This window comes from Janthinobacterium sp. BHSEK (genome assembly GCF_056174685.1).
Genome location: NZ_JBWBYV010000161.1, coordinates 1 through 1,088 on the forward strand (window position 1 = coordinate 1; position 1,088 = coordinate 1,088).

A 1,088-nucleotide genomic window follows, 5' to 3' on the forward strand; every position below is an offset into this window, starting at 1 on the left:
GAGTATCGCTAGGAGCTCCATGGCTATGCGTGGTGGCAGCCACCGTAGTCACCCATGGGCTGACGTGCTGTACCAGATTGGATGGCCCCTCATTGCCTCCCGCCGCCGCTACAAAGACGCCTGCATTGGCGGCATTTCGGAAAGCCTTCGCCACCACATCATCTATAGTACCGCCGCCGGAGATGGAAAAATTGAGCACATCGACGCCATCAAGCACCGCCTGCTCCACGGCAGCCGCCGAGTCCGCACCCATACAAGCACCGTCGGAATTGCCGGACGGACGCTGATAAGTCCAGCATACCTTGTAGGCCGCCAGTCTGGCGCGTGGCGCCATGCCGGAAACGCCTGCATAGCCATTGCCGGCGGCGGTTGCCGAGACGTGCGTGCCATGGCCACCCTGGCCGAACGGTGCGGCGATCGAGTCGCGCGGCGAATGGAATTCGCTGACATGGCGGATGTAGTTTTGACCCAGAAAAGCAGCGTCGAAGTAGCGCGCGCCGATGAGCTTATTGTTGCACTCTTTGGTAGTAAAACCTTCGCCGGTCTGGCAAGTGCCTTTCCACCTGGCCGGCGGCGCAGTATAGGCCAGGCTGGCGGCCGGGTCAAAAGTGGGCGTGCCATTGGCATCGACGCGGTCGGCATAGGCGGGATTTTCCGGCCAGACACCCGAATCGATGACGCCGATGATGACGTCTTCGCCGGCATGCTGCTTCCCTCCCACCGCGCGCCACAGCCCACTGTTATCGTTCAGGCCAAGGGTGGTAGGCGTGTTGAAGGTCTGGATGGCTTGCGGCTGATCGGGCGTGACGCTGGATACTTCGCCGCTGGCCTTCAGCCGGCGCACTTCGGCGGCCGTCAACATGGTGCTAAAGCCGCTGAGCGTAGTCTTGTACTGGTAATGCACGGGTGCATCGGCGACAAGGGCCTGCACGGCGTGCAGCTTCTCCTCCAGGTAGGCGGAGTATTGCTGGGCATTGCTGCTGTCGAGATCGAGCCGTTCACCGGCGGCGGGCTTGGTGGCGGGCAGGCCAGCGATGCCGCCCGTGTAGGCGGCGATGGGCAGGGCGCGTAGTTGCACGATATAGGGC

At 62.8% G+C, this 1,088-nt stretch carries 1 protein-coding gene; it reads right to left on the bottom strand.

The features are described from left to right. On the bottom strand, positions 1-1,088 hold a 1,088-nt coding region (locus tag AC0V2Y_RS27855), incomplete at both ends, for a S8 family serine peptidase (protein ID WP_475418434.1).